The following is a 22,416-nucleotide window of genomic DNA, read 5'->3' as shown; positions in this document are numbered from 1 at the left end:
TATGCAATCTACACAAAAGAAACCTATAACAGCTTTCACTGTTATTTCAACTATTATCTTGCTCTTGTTGACCGTGCTGTTCATCTTTCCATTCTACTGGATTTTGACAGGGGCCTTCAAATCACAACCTGATACCATCGTTATTCCACCACAATGGTTCCCTAAAATGCCAACCATGGAAAACTTCCAACAACTCATGGTGCAAAACCCTGCTATGCAGTGGATGTGGAACTCTGTGTTTATCTCATTGGTAACCATGTTCTTAGTCTGTGCGACCTCATCTCTAGCAGGTTATGTATTGGCTAAAAAACGTTTCTATGGGCAACGTATTCTCTTTGCAATCTTTATTGCTGCTATGGCACTTCCAAAACAAGTTGTCCTTGTACCATTGGTACGTATCGTCAACTTCATGGGAATTCACGATACTCTCTGGGCAGTTATCTTGCCTTTGATTGGATGGCCATTCGGGGTCTTCCTCATGAAACAGTTCAGTGAGAATATTCCTACAGAGTTGCTTGAATCAGCTAAAATCGACGGTTGTGGTGAGATTCGTACCTTCTGGAGCGTAGCCTTCCCAATTGTGAAACCAGGATTTGCAGCCCTTGCAATCTTTACCTTCATCAATACATGGAACGACTACTTCATGCAGTTGGTAATGCTGACTTCACGTAATAATTTGACCATTTCACTCGGTGTTGCGACTATGCAGGCTGAAATGGCAACCAACTATGGTTTGATCATGGCAGGTGCAGCTCTTGCTGCTGTGCCAATCGTAACAGTCTTCCTAGTCTTCCAAAAATCCTTTACTCAAGGTATTACCATGGGAGCGGTCAAAGGTTAAGAAAAGTAAACTGGTGTGTCAAGATTGCGGAAGTGGTCTTGACATGCTATGGAAATATAGATGTTATAAGTGTCTACAAAATGTTGGGTATTTGCTTACCTTAGAGATTTTGTTAGACACTTATCAACTTAAGAATGATTTTAGTTAACTATCAGAAACGAAGGAAAGAGTATGATTTTTGACGATTTGAAAAACATCACCTTTTACAAAGGAATTCATCCCAATCTAGACAAGGCTATCGACTATCTCTATCAGCACCGTAAGGATTCTTTCGAATTAGGAAAGTATGAGATTGATGGGGACAAGGTCTTTCTAGTTGTTCAGGAAAATGTCCTCAATCAAGCTGAAAATGATCAATTTGAGCATCATCAGAACTATGCAGATTTGCATTTGCTGGTAGAAGGACATGAATATTCGAGTTACGGTTCACGTATCAAAGACGAGGCAGTAGCATTCGACGAAGCAAGTGACATTGGCTTTGTGCATTGTCATGAACACTACCCACTCTTGTTGGGTTATCACAATTTTGCGATTTTCTTCCCAGGAGAACCACACCAGCCAAATGGCTATGCAGGTATGGAAGAGAAGGTTCGCAAATATCTCTTTAAAATTTTGATTGATTAAAAACTCAGGAGGAGTAGACATGGCACAAAAAGGAGTAAGCCTTATCAAGGCAGCATTTGATACAGATAACTTTCTCATGCGTTTTAGTGAGAAGGTCTTGGATATCGTGACAGCCAATCTTCTTTTTGTTGTCTCTTGTTTGCCCATCGTGACGATTGGAGTGGCTAAAATTAGCCTTTACGAGACTATGTTTGAGATTAAGAAGAGTAGACGTGTGCCTGTCTTTAAAATCTATCTAAGAGCTTTCAAGCAAAATCTGAAACTAGGTCTTCAGTTAGGTCTGCTTGAGTTGGGTATCGTCTCATTAAGTATTTTAGACCTCTATCTTTTTTGGGGGCAGACAGCTATGCCTTTCCAAATGGTAAAAGCTATTTGTCTAGGTGTTCTTATCTTCCTCACTATCGTGATGTTGGCTAGCTACCCCATAGCTGCGCGCTATGATTTGACTTGGAAAGAAGTGCTACAAAAAGGACTTATCTTGGCAAGTTTTAACTTTCCTTGGTTCTTCCTCATGTTAGCTATTCTCTTTATCATTGTGATGGTTCTTTATCTGTCCGCCTTCAGTTTACTTTTAGGTGGCTCAGCCTTCCTGCTTTTTGGGTTTGGGCTCTTGGTCTTTCTCCAGACTGGATTGATGGAGAAAATTTTCGCAAAATACCAATAGGATGGCTTGTTTCTGAAACTACTTTCAAGCCATAAACATTTCAAAATTCATATCGAAACTAAAATCTAAGTGTACACAAGGTGTTGAAAGCGTTTTTTACAAGGTGTATACTAAACACGTAAAGAATAAATTCTGTTTCTAGCAGAAAAAAAGAAATCTTAGGAGAAAATCTATGTCAGATTTAAAAAAATACGAAGGTGTCATTCCAGCCTTCTACGCATGTTATGATGATCAAGGAGAAGTAAGTTCAGAACGTACGCGTGCCTTGGTGCAATACTTCATTGATAAAGGTGTTCAAGGTCTTTACGTCAATGGTTCTTCTGGTGAATGTATCTACCAAAGCGTTGAAGACCGTAAATTAATCTTAGAAGAAGTCATGGCAGTTGCCAAAGGTAAATTGACCATCATTGCTCACGTTGCTTGCAACAATACCAAAGATAGTATGGAACTTGCTCGTCATGCTGAAAGCTTAGGAGTAGATGCTATTGCAACGATTCCGCCGATTTATTTCCGCTTGCCAGAATACTCAGTTGCTAAATACTGGAATGACATTAGTGCTGCAGCACCAAACACAGACTACGTGATTTATAACATTCCTCAATTAGCTGGTGTTGCTTTGACGCCAAGTCTCTACACTGAAATGTTGAAGAATCCACGTGTTATCGGTGTTAAGAACTCTTCTATGCCAGTTCAAGATATCCAAACCTTTGTGAGCCTTGGTGGCGAAGACCATATCGTCTTCAACGGTCCAGATGAACAGTTCTTAGGTGGTCGTCTCATGGGAGCTAAAGCTGGTATCGGTGGTACTTATGGTGCTATGCCAGAACTCTTCTTGAAACTTAATGAGTTGATTGCTGACAAAGACTTGGAAACAGCGCGTGAATTGCAGTATGCTATCAACGCTATCATTGGTAAACTCACTGCTGCACATGGAAATATGTACGGTGTGATTAAGGAAGTCTTGAAGATCAATGAAGGCTTGAATATTGGTTCTGTTCGTTCACCATTGACACCAGTGACTGAAGACGATCGTCCAGTTGTAGAAGCAGCTGCAGCCTTGATTCGTGAAACCAAGGAGCGCTTCCTCTAATTCATAAGGAGGTATTTATGACACACTACGTTGCAATTGATATCGGTGGAACCAACATCAAATATGGTTTGATTGACCAAGAAGGCCAACTTGTTGAATCGCATGAAATGCCAACAGAGGCGCATCAGGGTGGACCTCATATCTTACAAAAGACCAAAGATATTGTAGCCAGCTATTTAGAAAAAGGCCCAGTAGCAGGTGTTGCCATTTCTTCTGCTGGGATGGTAGATCCAGACAAGGGTGAGATTTTCTATGCAGGCCCTCAAATCCCTAATTATGCAGGAACTCAGTTTAAGAAGGAAATTGAGACGAGTTTTGCGATTCCTTGTGAGATTGAAAATGATGTCAACTGTGCAGGTCTGGCTGAGGCGGTATCTGGTTCAGGCAAGGGAGCGAGTGTCACTCTTTGCTTGACTATTGGAACCGGTATCGGTGGTTGCTTGATTATGGATGGGAAAGTTTTCCATGGTTTTAGTAATTCAGCCTGTGAAGTCGGTTATATGCATATGCAGGATGGAGCGTTCCAAGATTTGGCTTCTACAACAGCTTTAGTGAAATATGTAGCTGAAGCACATGGAGAAGATGTTGATCAGTGGAATGGCCGACGCATCTTTAAGGAAGCCACTGAAGGCAACAAGATTTGTATGGCTGGTATTGACCGCATGGTAGACTATCTAGGAAAAGGTCTGGCAAATATTTGCTATGTGGTCAATCCAGAAGTAGTCATTCTCGGTGGCGGTATCATGGGGCAAGAGGCTATCCTCAAGCCTAAAATTCGAAAAGCTTTGAAAGATGCCTTGGTACCAAGTCTAGCTGAAAAAACACGATTAGAATTTGCCCATCACCAAAATACGGCAGGGATGCTCGGTGCCTATTATCATTTTAAAACAAAACAATCCTAGTTTGGAGCTATAGAATTAAGCAGAATACTTAATCACTACCTGAGTGAAAAATGTTTTGCTTAATTCTTTTTTATTGAAGAATTTTAGCGAAAGGAGGTAATCGTGAGAAATTAGGAGAAAATCACTGTCTTGTATGAAAGGTTAAAGCGAGAGCAATTCTATCATCAATTTAGTTGAGATTTAGCTTGAGTAAAAAAGAAAATGTGGAAAAATGATATAATGAGATGGACGAAAATTTTACAAATTAGAATTTCTAGAGGTGAGAGAAATGTGGCAACCTATTCACCTTAAATCGAAATAATATAAAATTACGAGAAGATTATAAGATGAACAATTATATAAAATTAAATGAAGATAGATGGAATAATGTAAAAAATGACTACACTGAGCCATTGACACATGAAGAATTAGAAGAAGTTAGAAAACATCCAATTTCTGTTGCATTAACTGTTGGGAAAAAAGTTCCAAAAGAGTGGTTTGAAAAAGCAAATGGAAAAAAGATATTAGGTTTAGCTTGTGGTGGTGGACAGCAGGGACCAGTCTTTGCTATAAAAGGTTATGATGTAACCATAATGGATTTTTCGAAATCACAATTACAAAGAGATGAGATGGTTGCTAAAAGCGAAGGCTTAAAAATCAACACAGTTCAAGGAGATATGACAAGACCATTTCCATTTGAAAATGAAACTTTTGATATTATTTTTAATCCAGTTTCAAATGTATATATAGAAGACTTAGAAAACATGTATAAAGAAGCTTCTCGAGTATTGAAAAAGGGTGGATTGTTAATGGTCGGATTTATGAACCCTTGGATATACATGTATGATGCTGACACTGTATGGGACAAACCCGATGAGGAACTACTCTTGAAGTTTTCATTGCCTTTTAATTCAAGAGAGCTTGAAGAGGAAGGAAAGATAACCATCAATCCAGAATATGGATATGAATTTAGCCATACCTTGGAGACTCAGATTAGAGGACAACTTAAAAATGGTCTTGCTATGATTGATTTTTATGAATCGTGTGACAAAAGACATCGATTATCGAGTTATGGAACTGACTATATAGCTACACTTAGCATTAAACTATGAACTCATGAAACATACTTCAAGAGAATAGCCCGTTTTATGTTCGGTGAGGTGAGGGTTAAAATCTAAATCTCAGTTTGTCGAAGTACAATAATCAAATAAATTTATAGAGAGAAAGTAAAAGTAGCAAATAGCGATATTTCCTTTTTGTTGTCAAACATTCAAAAACGAAAAGGAAGATTTTCAAATCAAATCCTCTTGACTTTCTTTATAATTGTGAGATAATAAATAAAATATATAAAGGAATTATATAAAATGGCTATAGCGAATTCAAATAAAATTGTGACCTTCCAAGCTAATAGAGAATTGGTAAATGATGCCATGGAAGTGTTAAAAGAACAAAATCTCTCTCTTTCATCAGCACTTAGATTATTTTTAAAGAATGTTGCCGTAACAAATGAAGTAGATTTACTGAGTGAAGAGGAATTAGAGAAGGAGTATTTGTTTAGACAATTACAAGCAGAAGTTCAAGAAAGTTATGCCAAGATTGAGGCTGGAAATTACTTGACAGATGAGGATGTCGTGACACGCTATGGATTATAAAAAATATCGGATTTTGTATTCTCCTAGAGTGATTGATAGTCTGGACAAAATATATCAGTATATAGCGGAGGAAATTGGTTCTGTAGAGGCTGCGAGACGAAAAGTAGCCAGTATTAGAAAAGATATTAATCGTCTAGAAATTTTCCCCCAAGCTGGATTTGATGCCGATGAAAAATTTGGTAAGAAATTAGACCCTCGCTACCAAACGCGAGGATTGACCTTGAGTAAGGATTACATCGTATTATATACAATTGTGGAGGATACTGTCAGACTTGCTTATTTACTCCCTTCAAAAAGTGATTACATGAAATTATTCAAGACTAAGTCAAGATATGACTAATTCATAATCTAGAAGATGTATGTTTAGTGATGAATAAAAATCCTAGTTTGACTCAGCCAAACTAGGATTTTCTTATACGTTTTTGTCTACGATAGCCATTGAGTTTTTTATTTTCCCAATAGCTGTTAAAAATTTTTTCCTTGCTTTCACGATTGATTTCCAAAAAGTAGGCATAAATCAAATCGATAAAGAAGAGCATAGGAAGTTGAGCGGATATACGTTGGATGTAAGAAGACTGGCTGTGGGTGGCTACAAGAACAGTCTCTGTATAGGCTTGACTATCTTTATTGGGAACACTTGTAAAAAGTACAGTCTTTGCCCCCATCTCCTTAGCGTCTAATAGACTATCTAAAATAGAAGGGGTTGAGCCAGAAAGTGAGAAACCGAGTACGAGACAATTCTCATCCATAATACTGGTTGTCCAAGCAAAACCATCTTGGTCAGTCAAGGCCTCGCAGACCACACCTAGACGCATGAAGCGTAATTTCATTTCACGAGCTACGAGGCCAGAACTCCCTGTTCCGAAGAAGTAGACACGCTCAGCATCTTCGATTAACTGGGCAATTCTTTCTAGTTGGACTTCGTCAATCAAGTCCTGTGTTTGCTCCCGCATGTTGCTATAACTTCTGAGGACTCGTTTTGTCAGTGGACTGTGTTTGTGAGAATGGGTGTCTTGTTTCTCTGCTTGGTGTTGGTATTGGAAAATAAATTCTCTATAGCCTGTAAAACCACACTTTTTAGCAAAGCGGGTCAGAGCAGCCTGAGAAATATGTAATTTTTGAGTGACCTTCTGAGAAGATAAATCATCTGCAATGGTTTCAGATTGTAAAAAATAGCGAGCGATTTCTTGCTCTAAATCTGTCATTTCTTCGAAGTGAGAATCAATGATGGTTGCTATATCTGGTTTGTCCATAGAAAGGCTCCTTTAAATGAGTCGTATTGGAAAAAGACTGGGTCATCGAACTTTTACATTTATTATATCATATAATATAGGGATAGATAAATAAAATCGTATTTTCCCGTAAAAAGGAAAAAAGCTTTTTCCTTTTCCATAATTTTCTTCTCAAATTGTGGTACAATGAAGAGTAAGATTTTAAATAGAAATGAGACTGATTTGTATGAGAAAATTTGATAGCCATTCGATTCCGATTCGGCTTAATTTATTGTTTTCGATTGTCATTTTACTCTTTATGGCTATTATTGGTCGCCTGCTTTATATGCAGGTTTTGAACAAGGATTTTTATGAGACAAAATTAGCATCTGCTAGTAAAACAAAGGTGACCACTAGCTCGGCCCGGGGCGAAATTTATGATGCCAGCGGCAAGCCTTTGGTTGAAAATACTGTGAAACAGGTTGTTTCCTTTACTCGAAACAACAAAATGACGGCTGCAGATTTAAAAGAAACAGCTAAGAAGCTGTTAGCCTATGTGGGAGTTTCTTCTCCAACATTGACTGACCGACAGTTGGTAGACTATTATCTAGCAGATCAAGATGTCTATAAGAAAGCAGTGGAAAGTTTACCACGTGAGAAGCGACTTGATTCTGATGGCAATCAATTATCTGAGTCCGAACTTTACAATAATACTGTTGAAAGTATCGATCCAAGTCAATTGGCCTACTCGGATGACGAAAAGAAAGAAATTTATCTTTTTAGCCAACTCAATGCAGTTGGAAATTTTGCGACAGGGACCATTGCGACAGACTCCTTAACAGATACTCAGATTGCCTTGATTGCTTCGGCCTCTAAGAATTTACCTGGTATCAGTATTTCAACTTCGTGGGATCGAAAAGTTCTAGAGACTTCTCTTTCGTCTATAGTAGGAAGTGTATCTAGTGAAAAAGCTGGTCTACCAGCTGAAGAAGCAGATGCTTATATCAAAAAGGGTTATTCTCTAAACGACCGTGTTGGGACTTCTTATCTAGAAAAACAATATGAAGAAACCTTGCAAGGAAAACGCTCGGTGAAAGAAGTCCATCTAGACAAGTATGGCAATATGGAAAGTGTCGAAAATATCGAAGATGGTACCAAAGGGAATAATATTAAACTGACTATTGATTTGGCCTTCCAAGATAGCGTGGACAATCTGCTTAAGAGCTATTTCAATTCCGAACTGGGAAATGGAGGAGCCAAGTATTCTGAAGGTGTGTATGCAGTTGCTTTGAACCCAAAAACAGGTGCGGTTTTGTCTATGTCAGGACTCAAACATGACTTGAAAACGGGAGATTTAACACCTGATTCCTTGGGAACAGTAACCAATGTCTTTGTCCCGGGTTCGGTTGTCAAGGCGGCGACCATCAGCTCTGGTTGGGAGAATGGAGTCTTATCAGGGAATCAGACCTTGACAGACCAACCGATTGTCTTCCAAGGTTCAGCTCCAATTAATTCTTGGTATACTCAAGCCTACGGTTCATTCCCGATTACAGCTGTGGAAGCCTTGGAGTATTCTTCTAATACCTACATGGTCCAAACGGCTTTGGGCATCATGGGTCAAACTTATCAACCTAATATGTTTGTTGGAACCAGCAATTTGGAATCCGCTATGGGGAAACTTCGTGCGACATTTGCTGAATATGGTCTTGGAGCTTCAACGGGTATTGATCTTCCGGATGAATCTACAGGATTTACCCCTAAGGAATATGACTTTGCCAATTACATTACCAATGCCTTTGGCCAGTTTGATAACTACACCCCTATGCAATTAGCCCAGTACGTTGGAACTATTGCCAACAACGGTGTTCGGATTGCCCCCCACATTGTCGAGGGGATTTATGGAAACAACGAACAAGGTGGCTTAGGGAACTTAATCCAATCTATTGAAACCAAGGAAATGAATAAAATTAATATTTCTGAGTCTGATGTTTCCATCCTCCAACAAGGCTTTTATCAAGTGTCACATGGTGGTAGTGCTTTGACAACCGGTCGTGCCTTTTCAAATGGCGCAGCGGTATCCATTAGTGGAAAAACAGGTACTGCTGAAAGTTATGTTGAGGGCGGTCAAAAAGCTAACAATACTAATGCTGTGGCCTATGCACCATCAGATAATCCTCAAATCGCTGTAGCTGTTGTCTTCCCTCATAACACCAACCTTACAAATGGTGTCGGACCTTCCATTGCGCGCGATATTATCAACCTCTATAACCAACATCATCCAATGAATTAGAAAGGAACGTATGCTTTATCCAACACCTATTGCTAAGCTAATTGACAGTTATTCGAAGTTACCGGGTATCGGGATTAAGACGGCTACCCGTCTGGCCTTCTATACTATTGGAATGTCTGATGACGATGTCAATGAATTTGCTAAAAATCTCCTTTCTGCTAAGAGAGAGCTGACCTACTGTTCCATCTGCGGTCGCCTGACTGATGACGATCCTTGCTCTATCTGTATCGATCCGACTCGTGACCAGACAACGATTTTAGTTCTCGAAGATAGTCGCGATGTGGCAGCCATGGAGAATATCCAAGAATACCACGGGCTCTATCATGTCTTACATGGTCTTATTTCTCCCATGAATGGTATCAGTCCAGATGATATCAATCTCAAGAGCCTTATGACTCGTCTTATGGATAGTGAAGTTTCAGAAGTGATTGTGGCGACCAATGCTACAGCGGACGGGGAAGCGACTTCGATGTATCTTTCACGTTTGCTCAAGCCAGCTGGTATCAAGGTTACGCGTCTAGCGCGAGGTCTCGCTGTCGGAGCGGATATTGAGTATGCGGACGAAGTGACACTCTTACGAGCCATTGAAAATCGAACAGAGTTGTAAGTCTAGACAAATGAACACACTCAATTCATTTAGACAAAAATTAAGGAGACCGACAGTTGTTTTATCGGTCTCTTTTTAGATTTATTGAAGACCAGTATCAGGTTCAAGTTTCAAAAAAGAAGCAAATATGATATACTAAAGAACGAGTATTCTATTAGAATTGGAACAAATAATATGAAACAAACGATTATTCTTTTATACGGTGGACGTAGTGCAGAGCGTGAAGTCTCTGTTCTTTCAGCTGAGAGTGTGATGCGTGCGGTCAACTACGACCGTTTCACAGTCAAGACTTTCTTCATCAGCCAGTCGGGTGATTTTATTAAAACGCAAGAATTTAGCCAGACTCCAGGTCAAGAGGATCGTCTTATGACCAATGAAACCATTGATTGGGATAAGAAAGTTGCACCAAGTGCTATATACGAAGAGGGAGCAGTGGTCTTTCCAGTCCTTCATGGTCCGATGGGAGAGGATGGCTCTGTTCAAGGATTCTTGGAAGTTTTGAAAATGCCTTACGTCGGTTGTAACATCTTGTCATCTAGCCTTGCCATGGATAAAATCACGACCAAGCGTGTTCTGGAATCTGCTGGTATTGCACAAGTTCCTTATGTGGCTATCGTTGAAGGGGATGATATGACTGCTAAAATTGCTGAAGTGGAAGAAAAATTGACTTATCCAGTTTTCACAAAACCATCAAACATGGGTTCAAGTGTCGGTATTTCAAAATCTGAAAATCAAGAAGAACTCCGTCAAGCCTTGAAACTTGCCTTCCAATATGACAGCCGTGTCTTGGTAGAGCAAGGGGTAAATGCCCGTGAAATCGAGGTTGGTCTCTTGGGCAACTACGATGTCAAAAGCACGCTTCCAGGGGAAGTAGTCAAGGATGTAGCCTTTTATGACTACGATGCCAAGTATATTGATAACAAGATTACCATGGATATCCCAGCTAAGATCAGTGATGATGTGGTAGCTGTCATGCGTCAAAATGCAGAAACTGCCTTCCGTGCCATTGGTGGGCTCGGTCTCTCTCGTTGCGATTTCTTCTATACAGACAAGGGAGAGGTTTTCCTCAACGAGCTCAATACCATGCCAGGTTTCACCCAGTGGTCAATGTATCCACTACTTTGGGACAATATGGGAATCAGCTACCCAGAACTAATCGAGCGTTTGGTGGACCTTGCCAAGGAAAGTTTTGACAAGCGCGAAGCGCATTTGTTATAAAAATGAAAGAGAGGGTGGGAGCCAGAACTATCACTGCAAGGTGACTAGAGTTCTCGGACTTCAACCCTTTTTAAAGGAGTAGAAATGAAATTAACAATCCATGAAGTGGCTCAAGTTGTAGGAGCTAAAAATGATATCAGCATCTTTGAGGACACCCAGTTAGAAAAAGCTGAGTTTGACAGTCGTTTGATTGCGACAGGAGATTTATTTGTTCCTCTCAAAGGTGCGCGTGATGGTCATGACTTTATCGAAACAGCCTTTGAAAATGGTGCTGCTGTAACCCTGTCTGAGAAAGAAATCGCAAATCATCCCTATATTCTAGTAGATGATGTCTTGACAGCCTTTCAAACCCTAGCTGCCTACTATCTTGAAAAAACAGCAGTTGATGTCTTTGCTGTTACAGGTTCAAATGGTAAAACAACAACCAAAGACATGTTGGCGCACCTGCTATCAACAACCTACAAAACTTACAAAACACAAGGTAACTACAATAATGAGATTGGCCTTCCCTACACAGTTCTCCATATGCCTGAAGGAACAGAAAAGTTGGTCTTGGAGATGGGACAGGATCACTTGGGAGATATTCATCTCTTGTCAGAATTGGCTCATCCAAAAACAGCCATCGTGACCTTGGTTGGAGAAGCCCATTTGGCCTTTTTCAAAGACCGTTCTGAAATTGCTAAAGGAAAAATGCAAATTGCAGACGGGATGTCTTCGAATTCCTTGCTTTTAGCGCCAGCTGACACTATTGTAGAGGACTACTTGCCAACTGATAAAAAGGTAGTTCGTTTTGGCCAAGGAGCAGAGTTGGAAATTACCGACTTGGTTGAGCGTAAGGATAGCTTGACCTTTAAGGCCAATTTCTTGGAGCAACCCCTTGATTTGCCAGTGACTGGTAAGTACAATGCCACCAATGCTATGATTGCATCCTATGTTGCCCTGCAAGAAGGAGTTCCAGAGGAGCAAATTCGTCAGGCCTTCCAAAATCTTGAATTGACGCGTAACCGTACCGAGTGGAAGAAAGCGGCCAATGGAGCAGATATTCTGTCTGACGTATACAATGCCAATCCAACTGCTATGAAGCTGATTTTAGAGACTTTCTCTGCCATTCCAGCCAACGAAGGTGGCAAGAAAATCGCTGTCTTGGCGGACATGAAGGAACTTGGTGACCAGTCTATTCAACTCCATAATCAGATGATTTTGAGCCTTTCTCCAGATGTGCTTGATACAGTTATTTTCTATGGAGAAGACATTGCAGAATTGGCCCAATTGGCTAGTCAAATGTTCCCAATCGGCCACGTTTACTACTTCAAGAAAACAGAAAACCAAGACCAATTTGAAGACCTAGTTAAGCAGGTCAAAGAAAGCCTTGGAGTGCATGACCAAATCCTGCTCAAGGGCTCTAACTCTATGAATTTGGCCAAGTTGGTAGAAAGTTTAGAAAATGAAGCTAAGTGATTTTGTCAAACATTTACGTATTTCTAAATTCATTTTTCTTAAGTAGCATGGTATAATAAAATGCAGGAAAATTTTGAAACATGAGGAAGACTAGATGAATTTATGGGATATTTTCTTTACGACCCAAGCAACAGAGCCACCCAAGTTTGATCTTTTTTGGTATGTCAGTATATTTACACTCTTGGCCTTGACCTTTTATACAGCCTATCGTTATCGTGAAAAGAAGGCTTATCAACGATTTTTCCAAATCTTGCAGGCAGTTCAGTTAATCCTTCTTTATGGATGGTACGGGGTTAATCATATGCCATTATCAGAAAGCTTACCCTTTTACCATTGCCGTATGGCTATGTTTGTGGTGCTTTTGCTTCCTGGTCAGTCTAAATATAGGCAGTATTTTGCATTACTAGGAACATTTGGGACATTAGCTGCCTTTGTTTATCCAGTGCCAGATCCCTATCCTTTCCCACATATTGCCATTTTGTCCTTTATCTTTGGGCACTTAGCTCTCTTGGGGAACTCACTGGTTTATCTCTTGAGACAGTACGATGCGAGAATGCTAGATGTGAAAAGAATTTTTCTCATGACCTTTGCATTAAATGCCTTGATTTTTGTGGTCAATTTAGTAACAGGTGGAGATTACGGATTCTTGACAAAACCACCATTGGTTGGAGACCATGGCTTAGTAGCTAATTATTTAATCGTTTCCCTGGCCTTATCAGCAGCGATTACGTTAACAAAGAAAATCTTGGAACTATTTTTAGAACAAGAAGCAGAAAAAATGATTGCAAAGAAAGCTTAGAAATGAGCTTTCTTTTTTTCATAAATCTGATTTTTTATAACTTGTTTGGAAAATAAAAAAAGCTAAGGAAAGAATGTGAAAAAATGGTAAGTAAATTTAGGAAAAACTAAGCACGATTGGATTTTTTGTGTTATAATATTCTGTGAATAGCTATGCCCTATTTTAGCTATATTGAATAGAAGTTTGAAACTTGGAAGAGAGAGGATGCGATGTAATGGCTAGAGATGGTTTTTTTACAGGCTTAGATATCGGAACTAATTCGATTAAAGTGTTGGTTGCCGAGCATAGAAATGGTGAACTTAATGTAATTGGTGTAAGTAATGCCAAGAGTAAAGGTGTAAAGGATGGGATTATCGTTGATATTGAAGCAGCAGCAACTGCTATCAAGTCAGCTATTTCCCAAGCAGAAGAGAAAGCTGGCATTTCAATCAAATCAGTGAATGTTGGTTTGCCTGGAAATCTTTTGCAAGTAGAACCAACTCAAGGTATGATTCCAGTTACATCTGATACAAAAGAAATTACAGATCAAGATGTTGAAAATGTTGTTAAATCAGCCTTGACAAAGAGTATGACACCAGATCGTGAAGTCATTACTTTTATTCCAGAAGAATTTATCGTAGATGGTTTCCAAGGTATTCGTGACCCACGTGGTATGATGGGGGTTCGTCTTGAAATGCGTGGTTTGCTTTACACAGGTCCACGTACTATTCTTCACAATTTACGTAAGACAGTTGAGCGCTCAGGTGTTCAAGTTGAAAATATTATTATTTCACCATTGGCTTTGGTTCGTTCAGTCTTGAACGAAGGAGAGCGTGAATTTGGAGCTACTGTGATTGATATGGGAGCAGGTCAAACAACTGTTGCTACAATCCGTAACCAAGAACTCCAGTTTACAAATATTCTTCAAGAAGGTGGAGATTATGTCACAAAAGATATCTCTAAAGTCTTGAAGACTTCACAGAAATTAGCTGAAGGATTGAAATTAAACTATGGTGAAGCCTACCCTTCACTTGCAAGCAATGAAACCTTCCAAGTTGAAGTAATTGGTGAAGTAGAACCTGTAGAAGTTACAGAAAGCTACCTAGCAGAGATTATTTCAGCTCGCATTAAACACATTTTTGAACAAATCAAACAAGAGTTGGAAAGAAGACATTTGTTGGATCTTCCAGGTGGGATTGTTCTGATTGGTGGAAATGCTATTTTACCAGGTATTGTAGAACTTGCACAGGAAGTCTTTGGCGTTGGTGTTAAACTTTACGTTCCAAATCAAGTTGGAATCCGTAACCCTGCCTTTGCTCATGTGATTAGCTTGTCTGAATTTGCTGGTCAATTGACTGAAGTGCATTTATTGGCACAACGAGCAGTTAAGGGTGAGGATACTTTGCGTCACCAACCAATTAATTTTGGTGGGATGATTCAACGCGTTACGCAAGTAGCACAACCTACCCCTATTCAACCAGTTCAAAATACTGAGGTAGAGCAATCAGCTTCTACGAACGTAGTTGCTCCCAAAGAAGATAAAGTATCTTCTCAAAATAAACCAAAAATCGCAGATCGTTTCCGTGGCTTAATCGGAAGCATGTTTGATGAATAAAAGAGGAAAAATAAACTATGACATTTTCATTTGATACAGCAGCAGCTCAAGGTGCAGTTATTAAAGTAATCGGTGTTGGTGGAGGTGGCGGAAACGCCATTAACCGCATGGTTGACGAAGGTGTTGCAGGCGTAGAATTTATCGCAGCAAACACAGATGTACAAGCTTTGAGTAGTACAAAAGCTGAGACTGTAATTCAGTTAGGTCCTAAATTGACTCGTGGTTTGGGTGCTGGAGGTCGACCTGAAATCGGTCAAAAGGCAGCCGAAGAAAGCGAAGAAGCCTTGACTCAAGCTATTACTGGAGCAGACATGGTCTTCATTACTGCAGGTATGGGAGGTGGCTCAGGTACTGGTGCTGCTCCTGTTATTGCCCGCATTGCTAAAGATTTAGGTGCTCTTACAGTTGGTGTTGTGACACGTCCTTTCGGTTTTGAAGGAAGCAAACGTGGCCAATATGCTGTAGAAGGAATCAATCAACTTCGTGAGCATGTGGATACTCTATTGATTATTTCAAACAACAACTTGCTTGAAATTGTTGATAAGAAAACTCCACTTCTTGAAGCTCTTAGCGAAGCAGATAACGTACTTCGCCAAGGTGTTCAAGGGATTACTGATTTGATTACAAATCCTGGTTTGATTAACCTTGACTTTGCCGATGTGAAAACAGTTATGGCAAATAAAGGAAACGCCCTAATGGGTATCGGTATCGGTAGTGGTGAAGAACGTGTGGTAGAAGCAGCTCGTAAGGCAATCTACTCACCACTTCTTGAAACAACTATTGACGGTGCTGAGGATGTCATCGTCAACGTTACTGGTGGTCTCGACTTGACTTTGATTGAGGCAGAAGAAGCTTCAGAGATCGTCAACCAAGCAGCTGGCCAAGGAGTGAACATCTGGCTTGGAACATCAATCGATGAAAACATGAAAGATGAAATCCGTGTTACAGTCGTTGCAACTGGTGTTCGTCAAGATCGTGTGGAAAAAGTTGTGGGCCATGCACCAAGACAAGCTGTTCGTCATGAACAAGTAAGTCCTAGTCATGCACACAATCATAATCGTCAGTTTGATATGGCTGAAACTGCAGAAATTCCAAGTCCAGCACCTCGTCGCACAGAAACTTCTCAAACTTCAGCATTTGGTGATTGGGACTTGCGTCGTGAGACAATTGTTCGACCAACTGATTCAGTGGTATCACCAGTTGAACGTTTCGAAGCGCCATCTTTACACGATGAGGATGAATTAGACACTCCTCCATTTTTCAAAAATCGTTAAGTAAATGAATTTGAAAGAAAATACAGAACGTGTTTTTCAACAAATAAAAGATGCAAGTCAGCAGGCAGGAAGAGAAGCCAATTCTGTTTCAGTTCTTGCTGTTACAAAATATGTAGACGTACCGACAGCGGAGGCTTTGCTTCCGCTAGGTGTGCATCATATTGGTGAAAATCGTGTGGATAAATTTCTTGAGAAATATGAAGCTTTAAAAGATAGAAATATTACATGGCATTTGATTGGAACCTTGCAAAGACGCAAGGTTAAAGATGTCATTCAGTACGTTGATTATTTCCACGCTTTGGATTCATTAAAGCTAGCAGAGGAAATTCAAAAAAGAAGTGACCGAGTTGTTAAGTGTTTCTTACAAGTGAATATCTCAAGGGAAGAGAGCAAACATGGTTTTTCAAAGGAAGAACTAATGGAGCTCTTGCCAGAGTTGGCCACCTTAGATAAAATCGAATATGTCGGCTTGATGACCATGGCACCTTTTGAAGCTAGTAGTGATGAGTTGAAAGAGATTTTTAAAGCTACGCAGGATTTGCAACTAGAAATTAGAGAAAAACAAATTCCCAATATGCCAATGACGGACTTGAGTATGGGTATGAGTCGTGACTACAAGGAAGCGATTGAATTTGGCTCAACATTTGTCAGAATTGGTTCAGCATTTTTTAAATAGGAAAGAACTATGTCTTTAAAAGATAGATTTGATAAATTTATAGATTATTTTACAGAAGATGGAGAAGATGTGGGTACTACTTATCAGCCTAAAGCTGAAGAGCCGATTGTGACTCCAGTCCCTTCTGTTCAAGAGTTGCCTCAACAAGCTGCTAGCACGCCATCTAAAGATAAAAACATCACTCGTCTTCATGCCCGTCAACAAGAGTTGGCTATGCAAAGTCAACGTTCTACTGATAAGGTAACAATTGATGTTCGTTATCCACGTAAATACGAAGACGCCACAGATATTGTTGATTTATTAGCTGGTAACGAAAGTATTTTGATTGATTTCCAATATATGACAGAAGTCCAAGCTCGTCGTTGTTTGGATTATCTGGATGGGGCACGTCACGTTTTAGCTGGTAACATGAAAAAGGTAGCATCTACTATGTACCTGCTGACACCAGTTGATGTTGTCGTCAATATTGAAGATATCAAAATTCCAGATGAATCACAAAATGGTGAATTTGGTTTTGACATGAAACGTACGAGAGTGAGATAATGCTCTTTCTCATTCGTTTTATTCAAAATGCAGTGGATATCTATTCACTGATTTTAATCATTTTTGCTCTGATGTCTTGGTTTCCCAATGCTTATGAATCACGTCTTGGACGCTTGATTATTAGTTTAGTGAAACCGATAGTAGCTCCCTTGCAACGTTTACCCCTCCAGATTGCAGGTCTTGACTTGTCTGTCTGGATTGCGGTATTACTAGTTCACTTCCTAGGGGAACAGTTGATTCGACTTTTAGTGATTTTTCTATGAACAAGATGATTTATCAACACTTTTCTAAGAATGATTCGTCTTTTATTGATAAGAGTTTAGAATGGATAAAAAAGGTAGAAGATTCGTATTCTCCTTTTTTAACACCTTTTGTAAATCCCCATCAAGAAAAGATTTTAAAGGTTCTAGCATCAACCAACGGCATCTCCTACATGAGCAGTCGGCAGTTTATTGAAACTGAATATGTACGGGTACTCCTGTATCCTGATTATTTTGAGCCAGAATTCTCTGATTTTGAACTATCCTTGCAAGAAATAGTCTATCCTAATAAGTTTGAGCGCTTAACACATGCAAAAATATTAGGGACTGTTTTAAACAAGCTGGGAATTGATAGGAAGCTATTTGGTGATATCTTAGTCAATGAAGAGAGAGCACAGATTATCATTAATCGACAGTTTATGCTCCTTTTTCAAGACGGCATTACGAAAGTTGCTCGTTTACCGGTTCGTCTAGAAGAACGGGATTTTACTGAGAAAATTGCTACAGTAGAAGATTATCAAGAATTAGATATTTGTATCGCTAGTTCTAGATTAGATGTTTTTCTAGCAGGTGTCTTCAAGTTGTCTAGAAATCAGGCAAGTCAGCTAATTGAAAAACAGGCAGTCCAAGTGAATTACCATTTAGTTGAAAAATCAGATTATGCAGTCCAAGTTGGTGATTTGATTAGTGTGAGGAAATTTGGTCGATTAAAACTCGTTAGAGATAATGGGCAAACAAAAAAAGATAAAAAGAAATTAACGGTCCAATTGTTATTAAGTAAGTGAGGAAAAATATGCCAATTACATCGTTAGAAATCAAAGATAAAACCTTTAGCACACGCTTCAGAGGGTTTGATCAAGAAGAAGTAGATGAGTTTTTAGATATTGTAGTCCGTGATTATGAAGATTTGGTTCGCTCTAATCATGACAAGGATTTACATATTAAGAGTTTGGAAGAGCGTTTGTCTTACTTTGATGAGATGAAAGATTCATTGAGTCAATCTGTGTTGATTGCGCAGGATACGGCTGAGCGAGTAAAACAAGCTGCAACAGAACGTTCAAACAATATTATCCAACAAGCAGAGCAAGATGCCCAACGTTTGTTGGAAGAAGCTAAGTACAAGGCAAATGAAATTCTTCGTCAAGCAACTGACAATGCTAAGAAAGTTGCTGTTGAAACAGAAGAATTGAAGAACAAGAGTCGTGTCTTCCATCAACGTCTTAAATCTACAATTGAGAGCCAGTTAGCAATTGTTGAATCTTCAGATTGGGAAGATATTCTTCGCCCAACAGCGACTTATCTTCAGACAAGTGATGAAGCTTTCAAAGAAGTGGTCAGCGAAGTCTTAGGTGACTCTGTCTTGCAACAACATCCAGAGGAAGAACCAATTGATATTACTCGCCAGTTTTCTCCCGAGGAAATGGCTGAGTTGCAAGCGCGTATCGAAGCGGCTAATAAGGAACTTGCAGAAGCCGAAGCAAGAGCTGAGCAGGAACAAGTGGTTTCACCAGCTCCGGTTGTTGAAGAAAGTCCAGCTCATCCAGTTGGTCCAATGTATGAAGAACCAGAAGTAGCTCCAAGCCATTATTCAGGACCAACACCAGCTACTGAAGCTGTAAACTCAGAACCAGGTTTTGCGGCACCGCAAGAATCTGTTACAATTTTATAAGAAATAATCTGAGAACAATATCTTATCCTTATATTTCCAGCGAGCAGGAGATGGTGTGAGTCCTGCATTCCCTAACGATAAGATTATCCTCTCAAAAACTCAAGTCTGAAGCTAGTAAGATTTGACGTTCCCCACGTTACGGGATAAGAGGGAGAAAGACTAAATCTTTTTCCGAATAAAGGTGGTACCACGATTTTCGTCCTTTTTGGAAGTCGTGGTTTTTAATTTGTTATTATTTATAAAGGAGATACCATGAAACTCAAAGATACCCTTAACCTTGGGAAAACAGCTTTCCCAATGCGTGCAGGCCTTCCTACCAAAGAGCCAGTTTGGCAAAAGGAATGGGAAGACGCAAAACTTTATCAACGTCGTCAAGAATTGAACCAAGGAAAACCTCATTTCACCTTGCATGATGGCCCTCCATACGCGAACGGAAATATCCACGTTGGACACGCTATGAACAAGATTTCAAAAGATATCATTGTTCGTTCAAAATCTATGTCAGGATTTTATGCACCATATATTCCAGGTTGGGATACACATGGTCTGCCAATCGAGCAAGTTTTGGCAAAACAAGGTGTCAAACGTAAAGAAATGGACTTGGTTGAGTACTTGAAACTTTGCCGTGAATACGCTCTTTCACAAGTAGATAAACAACGTGAAGACTTCAAACGTTTGGGTGTTTCTGGCGACTGGGAAAATCCATATGTGACCCTGACTCCTGATTATGAAGCAGCCCAAATCCGTGTCTTCGGTGAGATGGCTAATAAGGGTTATATCTACCGTGGTGCCAAGCCAGTTTACTGGTCTTGGTCATCTGAATCTGCCCTTGCAGAAGCGGAGATTGAATACCATGACTTGGTTTCAACTTCTCTTTACTATGCAAATAAAGTAAAAGATGGCAAAGGTGTTCTAGATACAGATACTTATATCGTAGTCTGGACAACAACTCCATTCACCATCACAGCTTCTCGTGGTTTGACTGTTGGTGCAGATATTGATTACGTTTTGGTTCAACCTGCTGGTGAAACTCGTAAGTTTGTGGTTGCTGCAGAATTATTGACTAGCTTGTCTGAGAAATTTGGCTGGGTTGATGTTCAAGTTTTGGCAACTTACCGTGGTCAAGAATTGAATCATATCGTAACAGAACACCCATGGGATACAGCTGTAGATGAATTGGTTATCCTTGGTGACCACGTTACGACTGATTCTGGTACAGGTATCGTCCATACAGCCCCTGGTTTTGGTGAGGATGACTACAATGTCGGTATTGCTAATGGTCTTGAAGTCGCAGTGACTGTTGACGAACGTGGTATCATGATGAAGAATGCTGGTCCTGAGTTTGAAGGTCAATTCTATGAAAAGGTAGTTCCAACTGTTATTGAAAAACTTGGTAACCTCCTTCTTGCCCAAGAAGAAATCTCTCACTCATATCCATTTGACTGGCGTACTAAGAAACCAATCATCTGGCGTGCAGTACCACAATGGTTTGCCTCAGTTTCTAAATTCCGCCAAGAAATCTTGGACGAAATTGAAAAAGTGAAATTCCACTCAGAATGGGGTAAAGTCCGTCTTTACAACATGATTCGTGACCGTGGCGACTGGGTTATCTCTCGTCAACGTGCTTGGGGTGTTCCACTTCCTATCTTCTACGCTGAAGACGGTACAGCGATCATGACTGCTGAAACTATTGAACACGTGGCTCAACTCTTTGAGGAACATGGTTCAAGCATTTGGTGGGAACGTGATGCTAAGGACCTCTTGCCAGAAGGATTTACTCATCCAGGTTCACCAAATGGCGAGTTCAAAAAAGAAACAGATATCATGGACGTTTGGTTTGACTCAGGTTCATCATGGAATGGAGTTGTGGTAAACCGTCCTGAGTTGACATACCCAGCAGACCTTTACCTAGAAGGTTCTGACCAATACCGTGGTTGGTTCAACTCATCACTTATTACATCTGTTGCCAACCATGGCGTAGCACCTTACAAACAAATTCTGTCACAAGGTTTTGCCCTTGATGGTAAAGGTGAGAAGATGTCTAAATCTCTTGGGAATACCATTGCTCCAAGCGATGTTGAAAAACAATTTGGTGCTGAAATCTTGCGTCTCTGGGTAACAAGTGTTGACTCAAGCAACGATGTGCGTATCTCTATGGATATCTTGAGCCAAGTCTCTGAAACTTACCGTAAGATTCGTAACACTCTTCGTTTCTTGATTGCTAACACATCTGACTTTAACCCAGCTCAAGACGCAGTAGCTTACGATGAGCTTCGTTCAGTTGATAAGTATATGACTATTCGCTTTAACCAGCTTGTTAAGACCATTCGTGATGCATACGCAAACTTTGAATTCTTGACAATCTATAAGGCCTTGGTGAACTTTATCAACGTTGATTTGTCAGCCTTCTACCTTGATTTTGCCAAAGATGTTGTCTACATCGAAGGTGCCAAATCATTGGAACGCCGTCAAATGCAGACTGTTTTCTATGACATTCTTGTGAAAATTACCAAACTCTTGACACCAATCCTTCCTCACACTGCGGAAGAAATCTGGTCATATCTTGAGTTTGAAGCAGAAGACTTTGTTCAATTGTCAGAATTGCCAGAAGCAGAGTCATTTGCTAACCAAGAAGAAATCTTGGATACCTGGGCTGCCTTCATGGATTTCCGTGGACAAGCTCAAAAAGCCTTGGAAGAAGCTCGTAATGCCAAAGTTATCGGTAAATCACTTGAAGCACATTTGACAGTTTATCCAAACGAAGTGGTGAAAACTCTACTCGAAGCAGTAAACAGCAATGTAGCTCAACTTTTGATCGTGTCTGAATTGACTATCGCAGAAGGATCAGCTCCAGAAGCTGCTGTTAGCTTCGAAGATGTAGCCTTTACTGTTGAACGCGCTGCAGGTGAAGTATGTGACCGTTGCCGTCGTATCGACCCAACAACAGCAGAACGCAGCTACCACGCAGTCATCTGTGACCACTGTGCAAGCATCGTAGAAGAAAACTTTGCGGAAGCAGTCGCAGAAGGATTTGAAGCGAAATAAGTTGAAAAGTCTAGGGAAAA

The 22,416-nt window shown here is 40.1% G+C and carries 22 protein-coding genes; 21 read left to right on the top strand and 1 reads right to left on the bottom strand.

The window, feature by feature from the left end; genetic code table 11:
- The first annotated feature begins 1 nt into the window (after position 1).
- The 8 genes from QM843_RS02620 (at position 2) to QM843_RS02585 (ending at position 6,092) form a co-directional block, all read left to right on the top strand.
- Positions 2-841, top strand: coding sequence for a carbohydrate ABC transporter permease (locus QM843_RS02620; RefSeq protein ID WP_001192117.1), 840 nt, complete (start codon positions 2-4; stop codon positions 839-841).
- A gap of 171 nt (positions 842-1,012) precedes the next feature.
- A complete protein-coding gene (locus QM843_RS02615; protein ID WP_000575452.1) occupies positions 1,013-1,465 on the top strand; it encodes a NanQ anomerase/TabA/YiaL family protein in 453 nt (150 codons plus the stop codon).
- Positions 1,466-1,484: 19 nt separating this feature from the next.
- Positions 1,485-2,129 carry a YesL family protein gene (locus QM843_RS02610; RefSeq protein WP_070480381.1) on the top strand — a complete coding sequence of 215 codons (645 nt, stop codon included), beginning with the start codon at positions 1,485-1,487 and terminating at the stop codon, positions 2,127-2,129.
- A gap of 172 nt (positions 2,130-2,301) precedes the next feature.
- Positions 2,302-3,219 (top strand): dihydrodipicolinate synthase family protein, encoded by a 918-nt coding sequence (locus QM843_RS02605; RefSeq protein WP_414304455.1) that lies wholly within the window; start codon positions 2,302-2,304, stop codon positions 3,217-3,219.
- Positions 3,220-3,236: 17 nt separating this feature from the next.
- Positions 3,237-4,121: an ROK family protein gene (locus QM843_RS02600; RefSeq protein ID WP_414304454.1), complete on the top strand. Its 885-nt coding sequence runs from the start codon at positions 3,237-3,239 to the stop codon at positions 4,119-4,121.
- Positions 4,122-4,447: 326 nt separating this feature from the next.
- Positions 4,448-5,212, top strand: a complete 765-nt coding sequence (locus QM843_RS02595) for a class I SAM-dependent methyltransferase (RefSeq protein WP_045605911.1) — start codon at positions 4,448-4,450, stop codon at positions 5,210-5,212.
- A gap of 252 nt (positions 5,213-5,464) precedes the next feature.
- On the top strand, positions 5,465-5,752 hold the full coding sequence (relB, locus tag QM843_RS02590) for a type II toxin-antitoxin system RelB/ParD family antitoxin (protein WP_000951984.1): 288 nt from the start codon (positions 5,465-5,467) through the stop codon (positions 5,750-5,752).
- Complete coding sequence (locus QM843_RS02585; protein ID WP_000384864.1) at positions 5,742-6,092, top strand: type II toxin-antitoxin system RelE/ParE family toxin; 351 nt, start codon at positions 5,742-5,744, stop codon at positions 6,090-6,092. The genes relB and QM843_RS02585 overlap by 11 nt, the downstream gene beginning before the upstream one ends.
- A gap of 61 nt (positions 6,093-6,153) precedes the next feature.
- Here the strand turns inward: QM843_RS02585 and QM843_RS02580 are convergent, their stop codons facing one another.
- The gene (locus tag QM843_RS02580; RefSeq protein WP_414304453.1) at positions 6,154-7,005 is read right to left on the bottom strand and encodes a MurR/RpiR family transcriptional regulator; all 852 of its coding nucleotides are present in this window, start codon (positions 7,003-7,005) and stop codon (positions 6,154-6,156) included.
- Between the two features lie 190 nt (positions 7,006-7,195).
- On the opposite strand from QM843_RS02580, the gene pbp2b reads away from it, so the two are divergent.
- The 13 genes from pbp2b to ileS all read left to right on the top strand — a co-directional run bounded on the left by pbp2b (position 7,196) and on the right by ileS (position 22,396).
- Positions 7,196-9,253, top strand: coding sequence for a penicillin-binding protein PBP2B (pbp2b, locus tag QM843_RS02575; protein WP_080976429.1), 2,058 nt, complete (start codon positions 7,196-7,198; stop codon positions 9,251-9,253).
- A 10-nt stretch (positions 9,254-9,263) separates the two neighbouring features.
- Entirely contained in the window at positions 9,264-9,860 is a 597-nt protein-coding gene (gene recR, locus QM843_RS02570) for a recombination mediator RecR (protein ID WP_023946149.1), read from the top strand.
- 174 nt (positions 9,861-10,034) lie between these two features.
- On the top strand, positions 10,035-11,078 hold the full coding sequence (locus tag QM843_RS02565; protein ID WP_229294611.1) for a D-alanine--D-alanine ligase: 1,044 nt from the start codon (positions 10,035-10,037) through the stop codon (positions 11,076-11,078).
- Between the two features lie 84 nt (positions 11,079-11,162).
- Entirely contained in the window at positions 11,163-12,536 is a 1,374-nt protein-coding gene (locus tag QM843_RS02560; protein ID WP_261146776.1) for a UDP-N-acetylmuramoyl-tripeptide--D-alanyl-D-alanine ligase, read from the top strand.
- 94 nt (positions 12,537-12,630) lie between these two features.
- Positions 12,631-13,335, top strand: coding sequence for a YwaF family protein (locus tag QM843_RS02555; protein ID WP_049502428.1), 705 nt, complete (start codon positions 12,631-12,633; stop codon positions 13,333-13,335).
- A gap of 214 nt (positions 13,336-13,549) precedes the next feature.
- Positions 13,550-14,929, top strand: coding sequence for a cell division protein FtsA (gene ftsA, locus QM843_RS02550; RefSeq protein WP_000090252.1), 1,380 nt, complete (start codon positions 13,550-13,552; stop codon positions 14,927-14,929).
- Between the two features lie 17 nt (positions 14,930-14,946).
- On the top strand, positions 14,947-16,203 hold the full coding sequence (ftsZ, locus tag QM843_RS02545) for a cell division protein FtsZ (RefSeq protein ID WP_024057151.1): 1,257 nt from the start codon (positions 14,947-14,949) through the stop codon (positions 16,201-16,203).
- A gap of 4 nt (positions 16,204-16,207) precedes the next feature.
- Positions 16,208-16,879 (top strand): YggS family pyridoxal phosphate-dependent enzyme, encoded by a 672-nt coding sequence (locus QM843_RS02540; RefSeq protein WP_414304452.1) that lies wholly within the window; start codon positions 16,208-16,210, stop codon positions 16,877-16,879.
- Positions 16,880-16,888: 9 nt separating this feature from the next.
- Positions 16,889-17,422 carry a cell division protein SepF gene (locus tag QM843_RS02535; protein ID WP_084888721.1) on the top strand — a complete coding sequence of 178 codons (534 nt, stop codon included), beginning with the start codon at positions 16,889-16,891 and terminating at the stop codon, positions 17,420-17,422.
- Positions 17,422-17,685: a YggT family protein gene (locus tag QM843_RS02530; protein ID WP_261115946.1), complete on the top strand. Its 264-nt coding sequence runs from the start codon at positions 17,422-17,424 to the stop codon at positions 17,683-17,685. Before QM843_RS02535 ends, QM843_RS02530 begins: the two co-directional genes overlap by 1 nt.
- Positions 17,682-18,467 (top strand): YlmH family RNA-binding protein, encoded by a 786-nt coding sequence (locus tag QM843_RS02525; protein WP_414304451.1) that lies wholly within the window; start codon positions 17,682-17,684, stop codon positions 18,465-18,467. Before QM843_RS02530 ends, QM843_RS02525 begins: the two co-directional genes overlap by 4 nt.
- Positions 18,468-18,475: 8 nt before the next feature.
- Positions 18,476-19,351 (top strand): DivIVA domain-containing protein, encoded by an 876-nt coding sequence (locus tag QM843_RS02520; protein ID WP_001123209.1) that lies wholly within the window; start codon positions 18,476-18,478, stop codon positions 19,349-19,351.
- 252 nt (positions 19,352-19,603) lie between these two features.
- Positions 19,604-22,396: an isoleucine--tRNA ligase gene (gene ileS, locus QM843_RS02515; RefSeq protein WP_414304450.1), complete on the top strand. Its 2,793-nt coding sequence runs from the start codon at positions 19,604-19,606 to the stop codon at positions 22,394-22,396.
- The last annotated feature ends 20 nt before the right edge of the window (positions 22,397-22,416 follow it).

The sequence above is a fragment of the Streptococcus mitis genome, from assembly GCF_047463435.1.
Lineage (GTDB): Bacteria > Bacillota > Bacilli > Lactobacillales > Streptococcaceae > Streptococcus > Streptococcus mitis_DS.
The sequence above is the reverse complement of the archived record's forward strand: the minus strand, read 5'-3'. Positions and strand labels throughout refer to the sequence as shown.

Coding starts and splice junctions, on each gene's coding strand:
- QM843_RS02620 (WP_001192117.1), top strand. CDS start 2: ATGCAATCTACACAAAAGAAACCTATAACAGCTTTCACTGTTATTTCA.
- QM843_RS02615 (WP_000575452.1), top strand. CDS start 1,013: ATGATTTTTGACGATTTGAAAAACATCACCTTTTACAAAGGAATTCAT.
- QM843_RS02610 (WP_070480381.1), top strand. CDS start 1,485: ATGGCACAAAAAGGAGTAAGCCTTATCAAGGCAGCATTTGATACAGAT.
- QM843_RS02605 (WP_414304455.1), top strand. CDS start 2,302: ATGTCAGATTTAAAAAAATACGAAGGTGTCATTCCAGCCTTCTACGCA.
- QM843_RS02600 (WP_414304454.1), top strand. CDS start 3,237: ATGACACACTACGTTGCAATTGATATCGGTGGAACCAACATCAAATAT.
- QM843_RS02595 (WP_045605911.1), top strand. CDS start 4,448: ATGAACAATTATATAAAATTAAATGAAGATAGATGGAATAATGTAAAA.
- relB (WP_000951984.1), top strand. CDS start 5,465: ATGGCTATAGCGAATTCAAATAAAATTGTGACCTTCCAAGCTAATAGA.
- QM843_RS02585 (WP_000384864.1), top strand. CDS start 5,742: ATGGATTATAAAAAATATCGGATTTTGTATTCTCCTAGAGTGATTGAT.
- QM843_RS02580 (WP_414304453.1), bottom strand. CDS start 7,005: ATGGACAAACCAGATATAGCAACCATCATTGATTCTCACTTCGAAGAA.
- pbp2b (WP_080976429.1), top strand. CDS start 7,196: ATGAGACTGATTTGTATGAGAAAATTTGATAGCCATTCGATTCCGATT.
- recR (WP_023946149.1), top strand. CDS start 9,264: ATGCTTTATCCAACACCTATTGCTAAGCTAATTGACAGTTATTCGAAG.
- QM843_RS02565 (WP_229294611.1), top strand. CDS start 10,035: ATGAAACAAACGATTATTCTTTTATACGGTGGACGTAGTGCAGAGCGT.
- QM843_RS02560 (WP_261146776.1), top strand. CDS start 11,163: ATGAAATTAACAATCCATGAAGTGGCTCAAGTTGTAGGAGCTAAAAAT.
- QM843_RS02555 (WP_049502428.1), top strand. CDS start 12,631: ATGAATTTATGGGATATTTTCTTTACGACCCAAGCAACAGAGCCACCC.
- ftsA (WP_000090252.1), top strand. CDS start 13,550: ATGGCTAGAGATGGTTTTTTTACAGGCTTAGATATCGGAACTAATTCG.
- ftsZ (WP_024057151.1), top strand. CDS start 14,947: ATGACATTTTCATTTGATACAGCAGCAGCTCAAGGTGCAGTTATTAAA.
- QM843_RS02540 (WP_414304452.1), top strand. CDS start 16,208: ATGAATTTGAAAGAAAATACAGAACGTGTTTTTCAACAAATAAAAGAT.
- QM843_RS02535 (WP_084888721.1), top strand. CDS start 16,889: ATGTCTTTAAAAGATAGATTTGATAAATTTATAGATTATTTTACAGAA.
- QM843_RS02530 (WP_261115946.1), top strand. CDS start 17,422: ATGCTCTTTCTCATTCGTTTTATTCAAAATGCAGTGGATATCTATTCA.
- QM843_RS02525 (WP_414304451.1), top strand. CDS start 17,682: ATGAACAAGATGATTTATCAACACTTTTCTAAGAATGATTCGTCTTTT.
- QM843_RS02520 (WP_001123209.1), top strand. CDS start 18,476: ATGCCAATTACATCGTTAGAAATCAAAGATAAAACCTTTAGCACACGC.
- ileS (WP_414304450.1), top strand. CDS start 19,604: ATGAAACTCAAAGATACCCTTAACCTTGGGAAAACAGCTTTCCCAATG.